The organism is Propioniciclava coleopterorum, from assembly GCF_011393335.1.
GTDB lineage: Bacteria > Actinomycetota > Actinomycetes > Propionibacteriales > Propionibacteriaceae > Propioniciclava > Propioniciclava coleopterorum.
In genome coordinates, this window is sequence record NZ_CP049865.1 from 792,044 (window position 1) to 807,074 (window position 15,031).

The following is a 15,031-nucleotide window of genomic DNA, read 5'->3' on the forward strand; positions in this document are numbered from 1 at the left end:
ACGCTACCGGTCGGCGATGTTGCGCGCGGGGAGGTGCCCACCTACTCTTACCTACGTGACCGTAACTTACGCTTCGTCAAGTAAGGCGCGAACCATGGACGCGACGACCCTCAAGCCCCGCCTGCGCGGCTGGCTGCATCTCGGCATGACCCCGCTGATCCAGCTCGCCGGGGTGATCCTCCTGGTCGCCACGCCCTCGCTGCAGGGCCGGATCGGGGTCGCGGTCTATCTCGCCGGCGCCACGCTGCTGTTCGGCACCTCCGCGATCTACCACCGGGGCAGCTGGGGGCCGCGCGCGGCGGCCGTGCTGCGCCGGATGGACCACGCCAACATCTTCGTGTTCATCGCGGCGACCTACACCCCGCTCGCGCTGACCCTGCTGGACGCCCGCGACGCGGCGACCCTGCTCACGCTCGTCTGGGTGATCGCCGCGGCCGGGATCACCGTCAAGGTGCTGTGGATGTCCGCGCCGCGCTGGCTCTACACCGCGATGTACCTCGCGATGGGCTGGGTCGCGGTCTGGTGGCTGCCGACCTTCTGGAGCAGCGGCGGGCCGGCCATCGTGTCGCTCATCATCGCCGGCGGACTGGTCTACTCGCTCGGCGCGCTGGTCTACGCCCGCAAGCGCCCCGACCCCTCGCCGACGTGGTTCGGCTTCCACGAGATCTTCCACGCGTGCACCATCGTCGCGGCACTGTGCCACTTCGCGGCGATCGCGCTCTGCGTCCTGCGCTGACGCCCGATCCCGCCCGGCGATTCCGCGCGGGAGGCCCGTCAGGAGGCGGGGACGACGACCGGACGCGGGGCGGCGTCGGTCACCCCGAGGCCGCGGAGCAGCACCCCGACGCGCGCCCGCAGCACCCCGCGGGAGTCCGCCGGCGCGCGGCCCACGGCGCCGCGCATCACCTCGTTGACCAGGGCGGAGAACACGAACCGGGCCGCCTCGTCGACCCCGAGGCCCGCGGCGTCGGCGTCGAGGTGCGGCGCCAGCACGTCCGCGATGCTCGCCACGACGTCGTCGACCAGGGCGAGGGACTCCCGGCGGTGCGGCCCGTCGTCGCCGAAGAGCACCTCGCGCAGGAAGGGGGCCGCGTTGTCGGGCTGCTGCTCGGCCAGGTCGATGAGCGGCTCCATGAGGTCCAGGACGGCCTCGCCGACCGACGAGGCGGCGGACGCGCTCGCGCGCCCGGACGCGACCAGCGGGAGGAGTTGCTCGTTGAGCACCATCAGCAGAAGCTCGGGCTTGGTGGCGGCGTAGCGGAAGACCGTGCCCTCGGCCACGTCGGCGGCGAGGGCCACCTGCTGGGTGGTGGTGCGGGCGTAGCCCTGGGCGGCGAAGAGCCGGGCGGCGGACTCGGCGATGCGCCGGAGCTTCTCCGCCTTGTTGCGCTCGCGGCGCCCCAACACCCTGACCGTTGACATGCCGCCATCCTAGCCAATTGTTGAGTGAACTCATAAATGAGTATGCTCATGGATGTGACCGACCTCCCCCGCCACGCCCCCGAACCCGACGACCCCGCCCCCGTCGCCGGCGCGGGCCCGCTTCCCCGGCACGCCGCACCCGACGACGGCCGTCCGCTCTTCCGCGAGGACGCCCCCGCGGCGGCCGGCGAGGACGCCCCCGCAGCGTTCCCCGCGTCGGACGCCGACGGAGCCCCCACCGAGGCCGAGCCGGCGCCCGCGGCGTCCCCCGAACACCTGGACGCGACCCTGGCCGACGCGGTCTCCGAACCGACCCGCGCACTCCCGCCGGAGGACGCCGCACCCGCTCCGGTGACGGCTCCCGCGGCGACGCCCCCCGCGACCCCTCACTCCCCCGACGCCGCCGCGGCGGCCGGGCGGGCCGCACCCTCCCCCGCCCCCAGCCCCGCGGTGATCGAGGCCACGGGCTTCGGGATGGCCACCCACGACCCGGCCTTCACCGGGCTGGACATCCTCGTGCCGGCCGGCCGCTTCGCGGCGGTCGTGGGTGCGGCCGGCACCGGCAAGTCGACGCTGCTGCTGGCCCTGACCGGACGCATGCGGCCCGTCACCGGGGCGCTGCTGGTCGGCGGTCGCGACGGCATCCGGCACCCCGGGAGGGTCCGCACCTCGACGGCCATCGCCCGACTGGCCGACCTCATCACGCCCGAGGCGTCCCTCACCCTGGACGACTGCCTCACCGAGCGCACCCTGTTCGACGCCGCCGATCCCCGCGCGCGGGAGGCGAACTATCTGCACGCCGCCCGCCTGCTCGGGCTGGACGCCCCCCGCGGCACCCTCTACAAGGATCTGGCCCCGGTCGACCAGACCCGCGCCGCGCTCGCGCTGGCCTGCGTCCGCCCCAGCACCGTGATCGTCCTGGACGACCTCGACTACGACGTCACCCTGGACGAGCAGCGCGCCCTGTGGGACGGCGTCGCCGCCCTCGCCGCGGACGGCCAGCCCGTGATCGCGGCCACCACCGAACGCTCCGCCGTGCACCCCGACGCGGTCGTCATCGACCTGGAACCGGAGGCCTGACCCCATGCTGGATTCCGCCAACAACCCCCTCACGCTGGCCCGCTTCGAGCTGAAGCGGTTCCGCGGCTTCCTGCCCCGGATCGCGCTGGTCTTCATCCTGCTGATCCCGCTGCTGTACGGCTGCATCTACCTGGCCGGCAACTGGGACCCCTACGGCCGCCTCGACCAGGTTCCCGTCGCCGTGGTGAACCACGACGAGCCGACCACGGTCAACGACAAGCGCGTCGCCGCCGGCGAGGACTTCGTCGCCAGCCTGCACCGCGAGGCCACCTTCAAGTTCCTCGACACCGACGACGCGGACGCCGCCGCGGGCCTGCAGGAGGGGCGCTACTACCTGGTGATCACGGTGCCGAAGGACTTCTCCACCGACCTGGTCAGCGGCCAGGGCGACGACCCGCAGCGCGCGAAGATCATGCTGCAGCGCAACGACGCCAACGGCTTCGTGATCGGCACCATCACCAACAGCGCCCAGACGTCCATCGCCAAGGCGATCGACGAGACCGCGGTCCGCAGCTACTTCGAGGCCGTCTTCGCGAACCTGGCCACGATCCGCGAGGGCATGGACGCCGCCGCCGACGGGGCGGGCAAGCTGGACGCCGGCCTGGCGACCGCGCACGAGGGCAGCACCCAGCTGCGCGCGGGCGCGGGGAAGGCCGCCGACGGCGCGGACGCGCTGGCCTCGGGCGCGAGCCGACTCAACGCCGGCGCGATCACCGCCCGCGACGGCGCCAACCAGCTGGCCTCCGGGCTGGACCAGTTGCACGCGGGGGCCGGGACGCTGGCGTCCGGGTCGGCGCAGGTCGCGGGCGGCACCCAGCAGGTCGCCGACACCGTCGACCCGGTGCTGACCGTGGCCGCGGAGAAGCTGCCCGGCGCCGAGCAGCGGGTCAAGGCCGCCTCCGAGCGGATCAACACCGTCGCGGGGAAGCTCGCCACGGGCAGCGGCTCGATCTCGGCGCAGACGAAGGCGGCCGTCGCGGACGCCGACGCGCTGATCGCCGCGCACCCCGAGCTGGCCGGCGACCCGGCGATGCAGCGCCTCAGGAACGCCCTCGACCGGACCAACACCACGGCCGGGGCGATCGACGCCGACGTGAAGGCCGCGGCGTCCGACGTGTCGGCGGCGAACACCGCCATCCAGGGCGCGGGCGACCTCGCCGCCAAGGCCCGGGACGCCAAGGCCAAGGTCGACCAGCTCAACAGCGGCGCGCACCAGGTGTCCTCGGGTGCCGCGCAGCTCCGCGACGGGCTGGGCACGGCCGCGCCGTCCGCCCACACGCTCGCGACGGGGCTGGGCACGCTCGCCGACGGGGCGTCCCAGCTCAACTCGGGCGCCACGGAACTGGCCGCGGGCAACCGGCAGCTCGCCGGCGGGTCCGCCACGCTGGACGACGGCCTGGCCCAGCTCGCCACCGGCGCGCACGAGTTGTCGACCAGGCTCGCCGACGGCGCCGCCAAGCTGCCGCACCTGACCGACGACGAGACCGACCGGGCCGTGCAGGTGCTGTCCGCGCCCGTCGACGTGACGATGGAGGTGGAGAACCCCGCCCACGTCTACGGCCGCGGGCTGGCGCCGATGTTCTTCTCGATCGCCTTGTGGGTGCTCGGCATCTCCGCGTTCTTCCTCGTGCGTCCGATCACGGGCCGCGTCATCGCTGGCCGCGCGAACGACGTCCGGATCGCGATCACCGCCTGGCTGCCGCTGGCCGGCATCTCGGTCATCGCCGGCTGGCTGATGCTGGCCGCGGCCTGGATCGGCCTGGGGCTCGATCCGGTGCACCCGTGGCTGATGATCGGCATGGTGACGCTGGTGTCGCTGGCGTTCTCGTCGGTGGCGCACCTGCTGCGGACCTCGCTGGGGCTCGTCGCGACCGCCGCCATGCTCATCGTGCTGATCCTGCAGCTCTCCAGTTCGGGCGGCACGTACCCACCCGAACTGCTGCCGCCGTTCTTCTCCACCATCGGCCACGTCATGCCGATGACCTACACGATCGACGCGTTCCGCATCACGATCTCGGGCGGCCTGATGACCAAGCTCGCCCGGGACGCGATCCTGATGGTGGTGCTGCTCGTCTCGTGCCTGGCGCTGCTCGTGCTCGTGGTGCACCGCCGCCGGCAGTTCACCGAGAAGGACCTGCACCCGCCGTTCGGCTGACCGGCACCGGCGGCGCCGAATGCGGTCCCCGGGCACGTTCAGCACCCGGGGCCGTACGCACGGCCGCCCGGACGCCTCAGGCGCGGCTCCACAGGGCCGAGCGGGCGTCCTGCACGGTGGACGCCGGCGGGAACGTCCGCCCGCCGCGGGCCACCACGACCGGCTGCGGGAGCGGCACGATCGCGTGCTCGTCGTACTCCTCGGTGCCCGCCTCGGGACGCACGGCGTCCAGCGGCGAGGCGTGCGAGCCGCCCGCCGCGACGGCCTGCGCGGCCGCGGCCACCGCACCGCCGAACCCGGACGCGCCGGGCGCGGCGTTGACGATCGCCGTCTGCGCCGGGGCCATCCGCCAGACGGCCTGGGCGGACTCGTTCAGCGGGTCACCCGACGCGTCGAGCACCACCGCGACGCCCGGGCGCAGGCCCTGGCGGGCCTCGTCGGCGCCCAGCAGGTCGGCCAGCGCCGCGGGCGCGAACCGCGGGTAACCCTCGACGGTGCCCCACGTCGTGGCGGCGGCCCGGTCGGCCCGCTCCACCAGGTCGGGGCGTCCGGCCAGGGCGCCGACCAGCCGCAGGGCCGCCACGAGGCTGATGGTGCCCGAGGGGGTCGGGTTGTCCTGCACGTCGCGGGGCCGGGCGTACAGCTCCGACGGCTCGGCGTCGTGGAAGCCGCCGTCCTGCGCCGAGAACCGGGGCAAGGCCGCCTCGACCAGCAGCACCGCCCGGTCGAGCCACGCCTGCTCCCCCAGCACGCCGGCGAGCCGGGCGAACGCCAGCGCGACGGCGCCGTAGTCCTCCGCGACGCCGCGGACGTGGCCCACGACGCCGTTGAGCGAGACCCGCGCCAACCCGTCGGCGGTCCAGTGCACCGACCACAGGTGCTCGGCGGCGCGGCGCGCCTCCTCGAGCCAGGACCGCTCGCCGAAGATCAGCGCGGCGCTCAGCAGCGCGTCGATGGCCCAGCCGTTCCAGGACGCGATCACCTTGTCGTCGCGCGGCGGCGCGAACCGGTTCTGCCGCACCTCCAGCAGCCGCTCCGTCACCCGCGCCAGCCGCTCGGCGTCGGGCGCGCCGCGCAGCTGCAGCGTCGACAGGCCGTGCTCGAACGTCCCGGCGGTGGTCACGTGGAACACCTCCGCGGCCCAGGCGCCGTCCTCCTCGCCGAGGGCGTCGACCAGCAGCTCGGGCGTCCAGACGTAGTAGATGCCCTCGTGCGCCATCCCGCGGATGTCGGCCGAGTCGGCGTCCTGCGAGGCGGCGAACCCGCCGCCCGGCGTGAGCATCTCGCGGATCAGCCAGCCCGCCGTCCCGCGCGCGACCCGCTCGAACAGGGCGCGCAGCTGGGCGTCGTGCTGCGGCGTCCGGCGCCAGCCGCGGGCGTAGCTGCCGAGCAGCAGCGCGTTGTCGTAGAGCATCTTCTCGAAATGCGGCACCACCCAGCCCGCGTCGACGCTGTAGCGGTGGAAGCCGCCGCCGACCTGGTCGTGGACGCCGCCGCGCGCCATCGCCTCCAGCGTCCGCTGCGCCAGGTCGAGGGTGCCGGCCTCGCCCTTGACCAGCAGCGCGTCGATCAGCAGGGGCGCGGGGAACTTGGGCGCGCCGCCGAAGCCGCCGTGCAGCAGGTCGAAGTCGCCCGCGACGGCGTCGATCAGCGGCCACACGTCGGGGCGGCGTCGGCGACCGGCAGCGTGTTGATGGCGCCGAGCTGCTCCACGATCCCGTCGGCCGACGCGAGCACCTCGTCGCGGCGCTCGTCCCAGGCCTCCGCGAGCGCGGTGACCACCTGGGTGAAGGACGGCTGCGCGGCCGTCGCCTCGGGCGGGAAGTAGGTGCCGGCGAAGAACGGGCGACCCTGCGGGGTCGCGAAGACCGTCATGGGCCAGCCGCCCTGCCCGGTGAGGGCCTGGGTGGCGCGCATGTAGACCGCGTCGACGTCCGGGTGCTCCTCGCGGTCCACCTTGACGGGGACGAAGTGGGCGTTCACCAGGGCCGCGACGTCGGCGTCCTCGAAGGACTCGTGCGCCATCACGTGGCACCAGTGGCAGGCCGAGTAGCCGATCGAGATCAGCAGCGGGACGCCGCGGCGCTCGGCCTCCGCGAGCGCGTCGGCCCCCCAGGGCCACCAGTCGACCGGGTTGCCGGCGTGCTGGAGCAGGTAGGGGCTGGTCGCGTCCGCGAGGCGATTGGGCATGGTTCAACCCTGCCAGACGCGCGGGGCGCCGGGCGCCGGGGGCTCAGGGCTGGTCGGTGCCCCGGCGATCGCCGCGGGCCTGCTGCGCCCGCACCTCGTCGGAGGTGGGCAGGTCGGGGTAGTCGGCCCGCTTCAGGTGCTTGCGCATGTTCACGAACAGCAGGAGCAGCGCGATGAGGAGCACCAGCGTGACGACGAGCGCCAGCCAGCCGGGGGCCTGGGCGGCCCCTAGATCGTGTAGTACCACTCGTCCACCTTATCCGCGCACGTGGTCGGGATCCCCGCGAACAGGTCGTCCTCGGGCAGGGAGGAGGGCACGTGCGACTCGACGAGCTGGTAGTCCTCGGTCGGCCAGGCCTTCTGCTGCAGGGCGAGCGGCACCGCGAACCAGAAACCGTCCGGGTCGACCTGGGTGGCGTGCGCGCGCAGGGCGTCGTCGCGGACGCCGAAGTAGTCCGACGCCGGGATGAACGTGGTCAGCCGCTCCGCCTGCCGCGGGTCCTCGGGCCAGTTGCTCAGCCGCTCCCGGTAGGGCGACTCCAGCCCGTTCTCGTGCATCACCGCATCGAGGGCGACCGTGCGGGCGCGGTGGAAGTTCTGGTGGTAGTAGACCTTGGGCACCTGCCAGGGCTCGCCCAGGACCGGCGACGCGGGCGCGTCCGCGGCGATCTCGAGGCCGCGCATCGTGACCTCGTGGGTCCGGATGTGGTCGGGGTGCGGGTAGCCGCCGTTCTCGTCGTACGTGACGACCACGTGCGGGCGGAACTCGCGGATGATCGCCGCCAGGTCGGTGGCGGCCTCGTCGAGGTCGGCCAGCGCGAAGCAGCCCTCGGGCAGCGGCGGCAGCGGGTCGCCCTCCGGCAGCCCCGAGTCGACGTAGCCGAGCCAGCGCTGCTGGACGCCGAGGATCTCGCGGGCGCGCGCCATCTCGGCGCGGCGCAGGTCGGCGATGTTGGCCACGTTCTCGGGGGTGTCCATCTTCGGGTTGAGGATGTCGCCGCGTTCGCCCCCGGTGGCCGTCACGACGAGCACCTGGACGCCCTCGGCGACGTACTTGGCCATGGTGGCCGCGCCCTTGCTCGACTCGTCGTCGGGGTGCGCGTGCACCGCCATCAGCCGCAGGGGGCGCCCCTCGGCGTCCACCCGGACCTGGGGAATCTCACACATGCGGGCCATTCTCCCCCGTCGCCCAAGCCCCGAGGCCCCCGTCTCGACCGCACGCCGGGCGCCGGTCGGCGCCGGCTCGCCGCGCGTGCGGCGGGAGCGGGCAGAATGGGAGCGTGACGACGCACACCGAGACCGACGCCGAACGCATCGCCCGCCGCTACCCCGGCAGCCGGACGCCGCGGTGGCTGTGGCTGGTCGCGGTGGCCGCGATCCTGGCGGTCGGCGTCCCTTGGCTGATCTGGACCGCCACGTACGGCGCCAACCCGGCGATCAGCGCCAAGATCGTCAGCTTCAGCGTCACGTCGGACCAGACGATCGACGTGCGCGTCACCACGCAGCGTCCCGACCCGGCCCGCCCCGCGGTGTGCACGCTGACCGCCCAGGCCGTCACCTACGACACCGTGGGCCAGTACGTCCTGGAACTGCCGCCGGGCTCGGAGGAACTCGAGCACCACGACGTGACCATCCGCACGTTCAAGCGGCCCACGTCGGTCAAGATCGAGGGCTGCACCCCGCGCTGATCGGCCCCCGTCTCTCACCCCACTGGTAGGCTTGTTCAATGTCTGACACGCAAACATCCACCGTTTGGCTGACCCAGGAGGCCTACGACAAGCTCACGGGTGAGCTCGAGTTCCTCAAGGGCGAAGGGCGGTCCACGGTGTCGGCCAAGATCGCCCAGGCACGCGACGAAGGTGACCTCTCCGAGAACGGCGGCTACCACGCCGCGCGCGAGGAGCAGGGCCAGCAGGAGGCGCGCATCCGCCAGTTGGAGGCCATGCTCCGCGACGCGAAGATCGGCGAGGCGCCGGCGTCCAGCAAGAAGGTGGCCCCCGGCATGACCGTCACCATCGCCTACGACGACGACCCCGAAGACACCGACACGTTCCTGCTGGGCTCCCGCGAGCTGATCGGGGTGACCGACACCGCCGTGGAGGTCTTCAGCCCGCAGTCCCCCCTGGGCGCGGCGATCGTGGGCGCCAAGAAGGGCCAGAAGGTGTCCTACCAGGCCCCCACCGGCGCGACCATCCACGTCACGATCCTCGACTTCGAGGTCTTCACCGGCTGATCCCCCGCACGCACGACGCCCCGGTCACCCGCAGGTGACCGGGGCGTCGGTTCGTCTCTACAGCCGCGCCAGCAGATCGGCGGCGACGTCGGGCGCCAGCGTCCCGGCCGCGACCTGGGCCAAGACCTGGTCCCGCACCGCGTCGCCCGCCTTGCCGGCGGTGGCGTCGGCGCTGGCCCGACCGGACCCCGCGCGCTCGCCCGGCGCGGGGCCGGACGCCGGACCGGCCTCCCGCGGCGCCTCGGCCTCCTCGGGGGCGTCCGCGCCGTCGCCGGGACGCTCGGCCGCCTCGCCGGCCAGCCCCAGCCGCTCGAGCAGGTCGTTGAACCGGGCCCGCGCCGTCGGGTAGGAGACCCCGAGGTGCTTCTCGACCTCCTTGAGGTTGCCGCGCGAGGTCAGGAAGACCCGCAGCAGGTCCAGGTCGGCGTCGTTCAGCGCGCAGTAGGGGCAGGGCGCGAACGACCCGACGAGTTCGGTGCCGCAGCCCGGGCAGCCCAGCCGCGAGACGGCGAGATGCTCGCCGCAGACGGGGCAGTCGGCGGGGGCGCGGTGCAGGTGGGCGCTCACGCCTCCACCTTCTTCACGGTCGCGGTCCCCATGACCACCTCCAGGTCGAGGCGGGCTGCGCCGGCGCCGATCAGGTACTCGTCGACCTGCGCGCCCTCGTCGGGCCACACCACGCGGCCGACCTGCGTCTGGGAGCGGATCGTCACCGACGAGCGCGGCGCCAGCGCGACGGTCAGCGAACCCGACTCGATCTTGAGCCGCGAGCGGCCGGTGTTGATGGGTCCCTCGACGGTGCCCGACCCGGCCTGCACCAGCGCGTCGGTGACCCGGCGCACCCCGGTGGCGGCCATGCCGCCCGCGGTGACGCGGACGCGCCCCAGGAACGGGACGCCGGTCACGTTGAGGCTGCCCGCGGTGAGCTCGATGTCCACCTCGATGGCCGGGTTCACGCGGACCGTCAGGCCGCGCGCCAGCGTGATGCCGCGCAGGTCGTCCAGGCTCTTGGGCGGGTTGAGCAGGCTGAACCCCTCCAGCTTCGGCCCGAGTTCGCCGTCGGCGGCGACCTCCAGCACCTCGCCCTGGCGGCGCAGCACGTGCTCGCCGGTGACGGACGCCGTGGCGACCGACTTGTCGCCGATGACGGTGACGCGGCGTCCGACGGCGCGGATCGCCACCCGCTCGGTGCCCTTCACGCCCGTGGGGCCCGACGGCTCGTCGTGGTCGTCGGACGCCGCAGCGCCCTCGTTCTTGCGCAGCGTCTCGATGCGGCGCGCCGCCTCGGCGGAGTCGATGTTCCCGGCGGCGAGGTCCGCGAGGATCGAGGAAAGATCAGGCTCACTCATGCAATGAATGGTAAGCGCCCCTTACCAGATTGGTAAGGGGCGCTCGACCCTGATGCGGCCCTGATCTCAGGTCGCGGCCGGGGCCTCCGGCGGCGTCGCGGCCCCCTCCGGAGGCAGCGGGTCGGCGTCGTCGGAGTCGGGGCCGCCCGACGACCCGGACCCCCGCAGCGACCCGACGAAGGCGACCGAGAACGCCAGGAGCGGGATGGCCAGCAGCGCCCCGAGGATGCCGCTGACGATGCCGCCGGCGGTGATGCCGACCAGCACGGCCAGCGGGTGCACGTTGACGGCCTTGCCCATGACGAGCGGCTGCAGGAAGTTGCCCTCCAACTGCATGACCGCGATGACGGCTCCGAGCATGATCAGCGCGCTGACCCAGCCGTGGGTCACCAGCGCGAGCGCCACCGCGACCGCGCCGGCCAGCACCGCGCCGACGATCGGGATGAACGACAGGAAGAACGTCAGCGCGAACAACGCGCCCACCAGCGGCACCCCCAGCAGGTACGCGGCCAGGGCGACGCCCGCGGCGTCCACGGCGGCCACGATGACGGCCGAGCGCATGTAGGCGACCAGCGACCCCCAGCCGCGCAGGGCCGCGGCGTCGACCTGGGTGCGGTACGCGCGCGGCACCAGCAGGTTGACCGCGCTGGAGAAGATGAGCCGCCCCTGGAAGGCGAAGAAGAACGCGGCGACCAGGGCCGTTGCCATGCCCGCGAAGAAGCTGCCGAACGCGGCGCCCACCGACGCCGCCGTCCCCGCGAGCGCGCTCGCCTGGGTCTGCAGCCACGCCAGGCCCTCGTTCAGCCATCCGGTCAGCCGATCGCTGTCGATGTTGAACGGCAGGGTGCCCAGCCAGGCGAGGAAGGTGTTGAAGCCCGCCGAGGTCTGCTGGATCAGGCTGGGCAGTTCGCCGGCGACCTGCTGGCCCACGAACGTGAGCAGGCCGGCGACCACGAGCAGCAACAGCAGCAGCGCCGTGAGCGCGGCGAGCGCGGGGTGCCAGCCCCAGCGCCGCAGCCGGTCCGCGATCGGGAACAGCATGGCGGCCAGCAGGGTGGCGATCGCGAGCGGCACCGACAGCATCGAGAAGTAGGACAGCGTCATGAACAGCCCCACCACGAACACGCCCAGCACCAGGAACCGGAGGGCGTAGCCCGCCGCGATGGTGAGGCCGCGGGGGACGTCCGGCTCCAGCGGGACGCGCGGCTCGGGCTGCTCCAGCGTCACCAGGACGGGCACCGGGGCCGGGGGCGGAGGCGGGTTCAACGGGGGCCTCCGCTCGGGGCGAGCAGGCGGGCGAGGGCGTTCATCAAGGACACGGCAGGGCTCCTTCCACCGCGGTCAGCCTAGCGGCAGGCGTCCCGCTAGCCTGAGCCGGTGACCGCGCGCCCCCTGACCGAACTCGTGGCCCCCGACTGGGCCCACGCCCTGGCGCCCGTCGCCGACGACGTCGCCCGCATGGGCGCCTTCCTGCGCGAGGAGATCGCGGCCGGCCGCCCGTACCTGCCGGCCGGGGACCAGGTGCTGCGGGCGTTCTCGCGGCCGCTCGCCGACGTCCGCGTCCTGATCGTGGGCCAGGACCCCTACCCGACGCCGGGGCATCCCGTGGGGTTGTCGTTCTCGGTGGCCCCCGACGTCCGGCCGCTGCCCCGCTCGCTGCAGAACATCTACGCCGAACTGCAGGCCGACCTCGGCATCGCCCCGGCCGCCCACGGCGACCTGTCGGCGTGGTTCGACCGCGGCGTCCTGCTGCTGAACCGGTGCCTGACGGTGCGGCCCGGCGCGGCGGCGTCCCATCGCGGCAAGGGCTGGGAGCCGGTGACCGACCGCGCCATCGACGCCCTGGTGGCGCGCGGCGGCCCGCTCGTGGCGATCCTGTGGGGCCGCGACGCCCAGTCCCTGACGCCGCGGCTCGGCGGCGTCCCGATCATCGCCTCGGCGCACCCCTCGCCGCTGTCGGCGCGCTCGGGGTTCTTCGGTTCCCGGCCGTTCAGCCGGGCCGACGCGGCGCTGGTCGCCCAGGGCGGCGAGCCGCTGGACTGGTCGCTGCCGCCCGCCTGAGCCCCGACGGCGAGCCTGCCGGGTGGCCCCCGTTCAGTTCGGGGGGCACTCACCATTACACTGAGCGGGTCACGCCCCCTCGGGGGCGCTTTCCCGGCGCGCGTCTGGGTCGTTCGATCCGGTTGTCCGCGTCGCAGCCAAACGTAACTGCCGAAAGGGCACTTCATGGGAGTATCCCCCACCCAGTGGATCATCACGGCGGTCGTGATCCTCGGTCTTCTCGCCTTCGACTTCTTCTTCCATGTCCGCAAGGCGCACATCCCGACGATCAAGGAGTCGGCGACGTGGACCAGCATCTACGTGTCGATCGCCATCATGTTCGGCGTGTTCGTCTGGCTCACGATGGGCCAGAAGTCCGGCATCGAGTACTACGCCGGCTACATCACCGAGTTGTCGCTGTCGGTGGACAACCTGTTCGTGTTCCTCATCATCATGGCCAGCTTCAAGGTGCCGCGCGCCGACCAGCAGAAGGTCCTGATGTTCGGCATCGTCGTGTCGCTGATCTTCCGCACCGGGTTCATCTTCCTGGGCGCCGTGCTCATCAACAGCTTCGCGTGGGTGTTCTACATCTTCGGCGTCATCCTGCTGATCACGGCCGGGAACCTGCTCAAGCCGGAGAAGGACGAGGACGACGAGGACTCCTCGGAGGCCAACAACTTCATCATCAAGCTGGCCAAGCGCTTCATGCACACCACCGACTACTACGACGGTGACAAGCTCTTCACGATGGAGAACGGCCGCAAGGCCATGACCCCGATGCTGCTGGTCATGATCGCCATCGGCGGCACCGACGTGATGTTCGCGCTCGACTCGATCCCCGCGATCTTCGGCCTGACCCAGAACACCTACATCGTGTTCACCGCGGTCGCGTTCTCGCTGCTGGGCCTGCGCCAGCTCTACTTCCTGATCGACGGCCTGCTGGACCGCCTGATCTACCTCAAGTACGGCCTCGCCGTCATCCTGGGCTTCATCGGCGTCAAGCTGATCCTGCACGCCCTGCACGAGAACAACGTGCCGTTCATCAACGGCGGCCAGCCCGTGTCCGTCGTGGAGGTCACCACCGAGCTCAGCCTCGCGGTCATCCTCGTGACGCTGCTGGTGGTCATCGTGATGTCGCTGATGTCCCCCAAGGGCCGGGCGCTCACCACGATCAAGAACACCCGCCGGCACGCCAAGCAGTACCTCGACACCGGCTTCGAGGCCGACCCGGTCATCCGCGACAAGAACTACCGCGCGCTGATCGCCGAGGAGCAGACCCTGCTCGGGCTGCCGGAGAAGCACCGGGAGCTCATCCACGACGAGGACGAACTGCTCGACCTCCTCGACGAGGCGCACGCCACGCACGAGCGCTACGTGGCCGAGAACCCGGAGCGGTTCACCGACGGTGACCCGATGAGCGGAAAGCCGCGGATCGACACCGACGCCTACCGGCGCGCGATGGAGAATCCCGACGCGTTCGAGGGCCACGATCACGAGGACTGATCGGCTCTGAAACTGAACGGCCCCGGCGCTTCCCAGCGACCGGGGCCGTTCGGCGTCCTGGCGTCGGATTCGCCGGTAGATTGCACGGGACATGCGGTACCGCCCGCCCCGACCAGGAGGCCCAGCATCATGAGGCGCGTTCTACTCACGGCCGCGAAGATCCCCGCGATCCGGAACCTGTCCGTCCGGCTGCCGCCGATCCGGCGCATGGTCGACCGGTTCGTGGCGGGTGAGACCCCCGAGGCCGCCCTGGACGCCGTCGCCCGCATCGCCGCCACCGGACGCGTCGCCACCATCGACCACCTCGGCGAGGACACCACCACGCAGGCCGCCGCCCTGGCCGCCACCGACGCGAACCTGCGGCTCATCTCGCTGATCGCGGAGCGCGGGCTGGCCGAGGTCGCCGAGCTGTCGCTGAAGGCGAGCGCGATCGGCCAGGCGCTGCCCGGCGGGCACGCACTGGCCCAGGAGAACGCCGAGCGCATCATCGCCGCGGCGCACGAGGCGGGCACCCGCGTCACCATCGACATGGAGGACCACACCACCACCGACGCGACGCTGGCGCTGGTCCAGGAGTTGCGCGAGGAGTTCCCCGACACCGGGACGGTGCTGCAGGCGATGCTGCACCGCACCCCCTCCGACGCCGAGCGCTGGGCCCACCCGGGCTCGCGCATCCGGTTGTGCAAGGGCGCCTACAACGAGCCCGCGTCGGTCGCCCACACCGACAAGCGGGCGATCAACGCCAGCTACGTCGCCTGCCTGCACCGGCTGATCGACGGCGGCGCGCACCCGATGGTCGCCACGCACGATCCGGCGCTGATCCAGGCCGCGCTCGACCTGCTCGCCGAGGCCGGGCGGCCCGCCGACAGCTACGAGTTCCAGATGCTGTACGGTATCCGCCCCACCGAGCAGCAGCGGCTCGCGGACGCCGGGCACACGGTGCGGGTGTACGTCCCCTACGGCACCGACTGGTACGGCTACTTCATGCGCCGGCTCGCCGAGAAGCCGGCCAACCTCGCCCTGCTCGGCCGCGCGCTGATCGGCCGGGGCTAGCGCGCC

Annotated in this window: 16 protein-coding genes; 8 read left to right on the forward strand and 8 right to left on the reverse strand. The window is 72.8% G+C overall.

Translation table 11 applies throughout. The annotated features are described in order from the left end of the window. Positions 1-94: 94 nt before the first annotated feature. Positions 95-736 (forward strand): PAQR family membrane homeostasis protein TrhA, encoded by a 642-nt coding sequence (gene trhA, locus G7070_RS03820; protein WP_166232083.1) that lies wholly within the window; start codon positions 95-97, stop codon positions 734-736. A gap of 38 nt (positions 737-774) precedes the next feature. Here trhA and G7070_RS03825 read toward each other — a convergent pair whose 3' ends face one another. Then, on the reverse strand, positions 775-1,422 hold the full coding sequence (locus G7070_RS03825; protein ID WP_166232085.1) for a TetR/AcrR family transcriptional regulator: 648 nt from the start codon (positions 1,420-1,422) through the stop codon (positions 775-777). Between the two features lie 54 nt (positions 1,423-1,476). Between G7070_RS03825 and G7070_RS03830 the strand changes: the two genes are divergently transcribed. Beyond that, positions 1,477-2,502, forward strand: a complete 1,026-nt coding sequence (locus tag G7070_RS03830; protein WP_166232087.1) for an ATP-binding cassette domain-containing protein — start codon at positions 1,477-1,479, stop codon at positions 2,500-2,502. 4 nt (positions 2,503-2,506) lie between these two features. After that, complete coding sequence (locus G7070_RS03835) at positions 2,507-4,657, forward strand: YhgE/Pip domain-containing protein (protein ID WP_166232089.1); 2,151 nt, start codon at positions 2,507-2,509, stop codon at positions 4,655-4,657. Positions 4,658-4,733: 76 nt separating this feature from the next. Here the strand turns inward: G7070_RS03835 and G7070_RS03840 are convergent, their stop codons facing one another. From G7070_RS03840 to mca, 4 genes are read right to left on the reverse strand one after another with little or no spacing between them, the layout of a single operon-like run. Then, on the reverse strand, positions 4,734-6,317 hold the full coding sequence (locus G7070_RS03840; protein WP_166232091.1) for a thioredoxin domain-containing protein: 1,584 nt from the start codon (positions 6,315-6,317) through the stop codon (positions 4,734-4,736). Then, positions 6,305-6,847, reverse strand: a complete 543-nt coding sequence (locus tag G7070_RS03845) for a thioredoxin domain-containing protein (protein WP_166232093.1) — start codon at positions 6,845-6,847, stop codon at positions 6,305-6,307. The genes G7070_RS03840 and G7070_RS03845 overlap by 13 nt, the downstream gene beginning before the upstream one ends. A 43-nt stretch (positions 6,848-6,890) precedes the next feature. Beyond that, positions 6,891-7,094 carry a hypothetical protein gene (locus G7070_RS03850; RefSeq protein WP_166232095.1) on the reverse strand — a complete coding sequence of 68 codons (204 nt, stop codon included), beginning with the start codon at positions 7,092-7,094 and terminating at the stop codon, positions 6,891-6,893. Next, positions 7,076-8,014: a mycothiol conjugate amidase Mca gene (gene mca, locus G7070_RS03855; RefSeq protein ID WP_206079934.1), complete on the reverse strand. Its 939-nt coding sequence runs from the start codon at positions 8,012-8,014 to the stop codon at positions 7,076-7,078. The genes G7070_RS03850 and mca overlap by 19 nt, the downstream gene beginning before the upstream one ends. Positions 8,015-8,127: 113 nt before the next feature. Here mca and G7070_RS03860 point away from each other — a divergent pair, with 113 nt between their 5' ends. Together G7070_RS03860 and greA are read left to right on the forward strand one after the other, a co-directional pair. Continuing rightward, positions 8,128-8,535 (forward strand): DUF4307 domain-containing protein, encoded by a 408-nt coding sequence (locus tag G7070_RS03860; RefSeq protein ID WP_166232096.1) that lies wholly within the window; start codon positions 8,128-8,130, stop codon positions 8,533-8,535. 38 nt (positions 8,536-8,573) lie between these two features. Next, positions 8,574-9,080 carry a transcription elongation factor GreA gene (greA, locus tag G7070_RS03865; RefSeq protein WP_166232098.1) on the forward strand — a complete coding sequence of 169 codons (507 nt, stop codon included), beginning with the start codon at positions 8,574-8,576 and terminating at the stop codon, positions 9,078-9,080. A gap of 57 nt (positions 9,081-9,137) precedes the next feature. Here the strand turns inward: greA and G7070_RS03870 are convergent, their stop codons facing one another. From G7070_RS03870 to G7070_RS03880, 3 genes are all read right to left on the reverse strand, one after another. Beyond that, a complete protein-coding gene (locus tag G7070_RS03870) occupies positions 9,138-9,647 on the reverse strand; it encodes a DUF2089 domain-containing protein (RefSeq protein ID WP_166232100.1) in 510 nt (169 codons plus the stop codon). Beyond that, positions 9,644-10,429, reverse strand: a complete 786-nt coding sequence (locus tag G7070_RS03875) for a hypothetical protein (RefSeq protein WP_166232102.1) — start codon at positions 10,427-10,429, stop codon at positions 9,644-9,646. The genes G7070_RS03870 and G7070_RS03875 overlap by 4 nt, the downstream gene beginning before the upstream one ends. 66 nt (positions 10,430-10,495) lie before the next feature. After that, positions 10,496-11,668 (reverse strand): AI-2E family transporter, encoded by a 1,173-nt coding sequence (locus G7070_RS03880; RefSeq protein WP_166232104.1) that lies wholly within the window; start codon positions 11,666-11,668, stop codon positions 10,496-10,498. A 138-nt stretch (positions 11,669-11,806) separates the two neighbouring features. On the opposite strand from G7070_RS03880, the gene G7070_RS03885 reads away from it, so the two are divergent. The 3 genes from G7070_RS03885 to G7070_RS03895 all read left to right on the forward strand — a co-directional run bounded on the left by G7070_RS03885 (position 11,807) and on the right by G7070_RS03895 (position 15,025). Then, on the forward strand, positions 11,807-12,490 hold the full coding sequence (locus G7070_RS03885) for a uracil-DNA glycosylase (RefSeq protein WP_166232106.1): 684 nt from the start codon (positions 11,807-11,809) through the stop codon (positions 12,488-12,490). A gap of 165 nt (positions 12,491-12,655) precedes the next feature. Further along, positions 12,656-13,972 carry a TerC family protein gene (locus G7070_RS03890; RefSeq protein WP_166232108.1) on the forward strand — a complete coding sequence of 439 codons (1,317 nt, stop codon included), beginning with the start codon at positions 12,656-12,658 and terminating at the stop codon, positions 13,970-13,972. 129 nt (positions 13,973-14,101) lie between these two features. Beyond that, positions 14,102-15,025: a proline dehydrogenase family protein gene (locus tag G7070_RS03895; RefSeq protein ID WP_246227294.1), complete on the forward strand. Its 924-nt coding sequence runs from the start codon at positions 14,102-14,104 to the stop codon at positions 15,023-15,025. Positions 15,026-15,031: the final 6 nt, after the last annotated feature.

What these genes read in the sequence shown, in the direction of transcription:
- G7070_RS03845 (WP_166232093.1), bottom strand. Translation starts at nt 6,847, where the DNA reads ATGCCCAATCGCCTCGCGGACGCGACCAGCCCCTACCTGCTCCAGCAC.
- G7070_RS03875 (WP_166232102.1), bottom strand. Translation starts at nt 10,429, where the DNA reads ATGAGTGAGCCTGATCTTTCCTCGATCCTCGCGGACCTCGCCGCCGGG.
- G7070_RS03825 (WP_166232085.1), bottom strand. Translation starts at nt 1,422, where the DNA reads ATGTCAACGGTCAGGGTGTTGGGGCGCCGCGAGCGCAACAAGGCGGAG.
- G7070_RS03835 (WP_166232089.1), top strand. Translation starts at nt 2,507, where the DNA reads ATGCTGGATTCCGCCAACAACCCCCTCACGCTGGCCCGCTTCGAGCTG.
- greA (WP_166232098.1), top strand. Translation starts at nt 8,574, where the DNA reads ATGTCTGACACGCAAACATCCACCGTTTGGCTGACCCAGGAGGCCTAC.
- G7070_RS03895 (WP_246227294.1), top strand. Translation starts at nt 14,102, where the DNA reads ATGAGGCGCGTTCTACTCACGGCCGCGAAGATCCCCGCGATCCGGAAC.
- mca (WP_206079934.1), bottom strand. Translation starts at nt 8,014, where the DNA reads ATGTGTGAGATTCCCCAGGTCCGGGTGGACGCCGAGGGGCGCCCCCTG.
- G7070_RS03890 (WP_166232108.1), top strand. Translation starts at nt 12,656, where the DNA reads ATGGGAGTATCCCCCACCCAGTGGATCATCACGGCGGTCGTGATCCTC.
- trhA (WP_166232083.1), top strand. Translation starts at nt 95, where the DNA reads ATGGACGCGACGACCCTCAAGCCCCGCCTGCGCGGCTGGCTGCATCTC.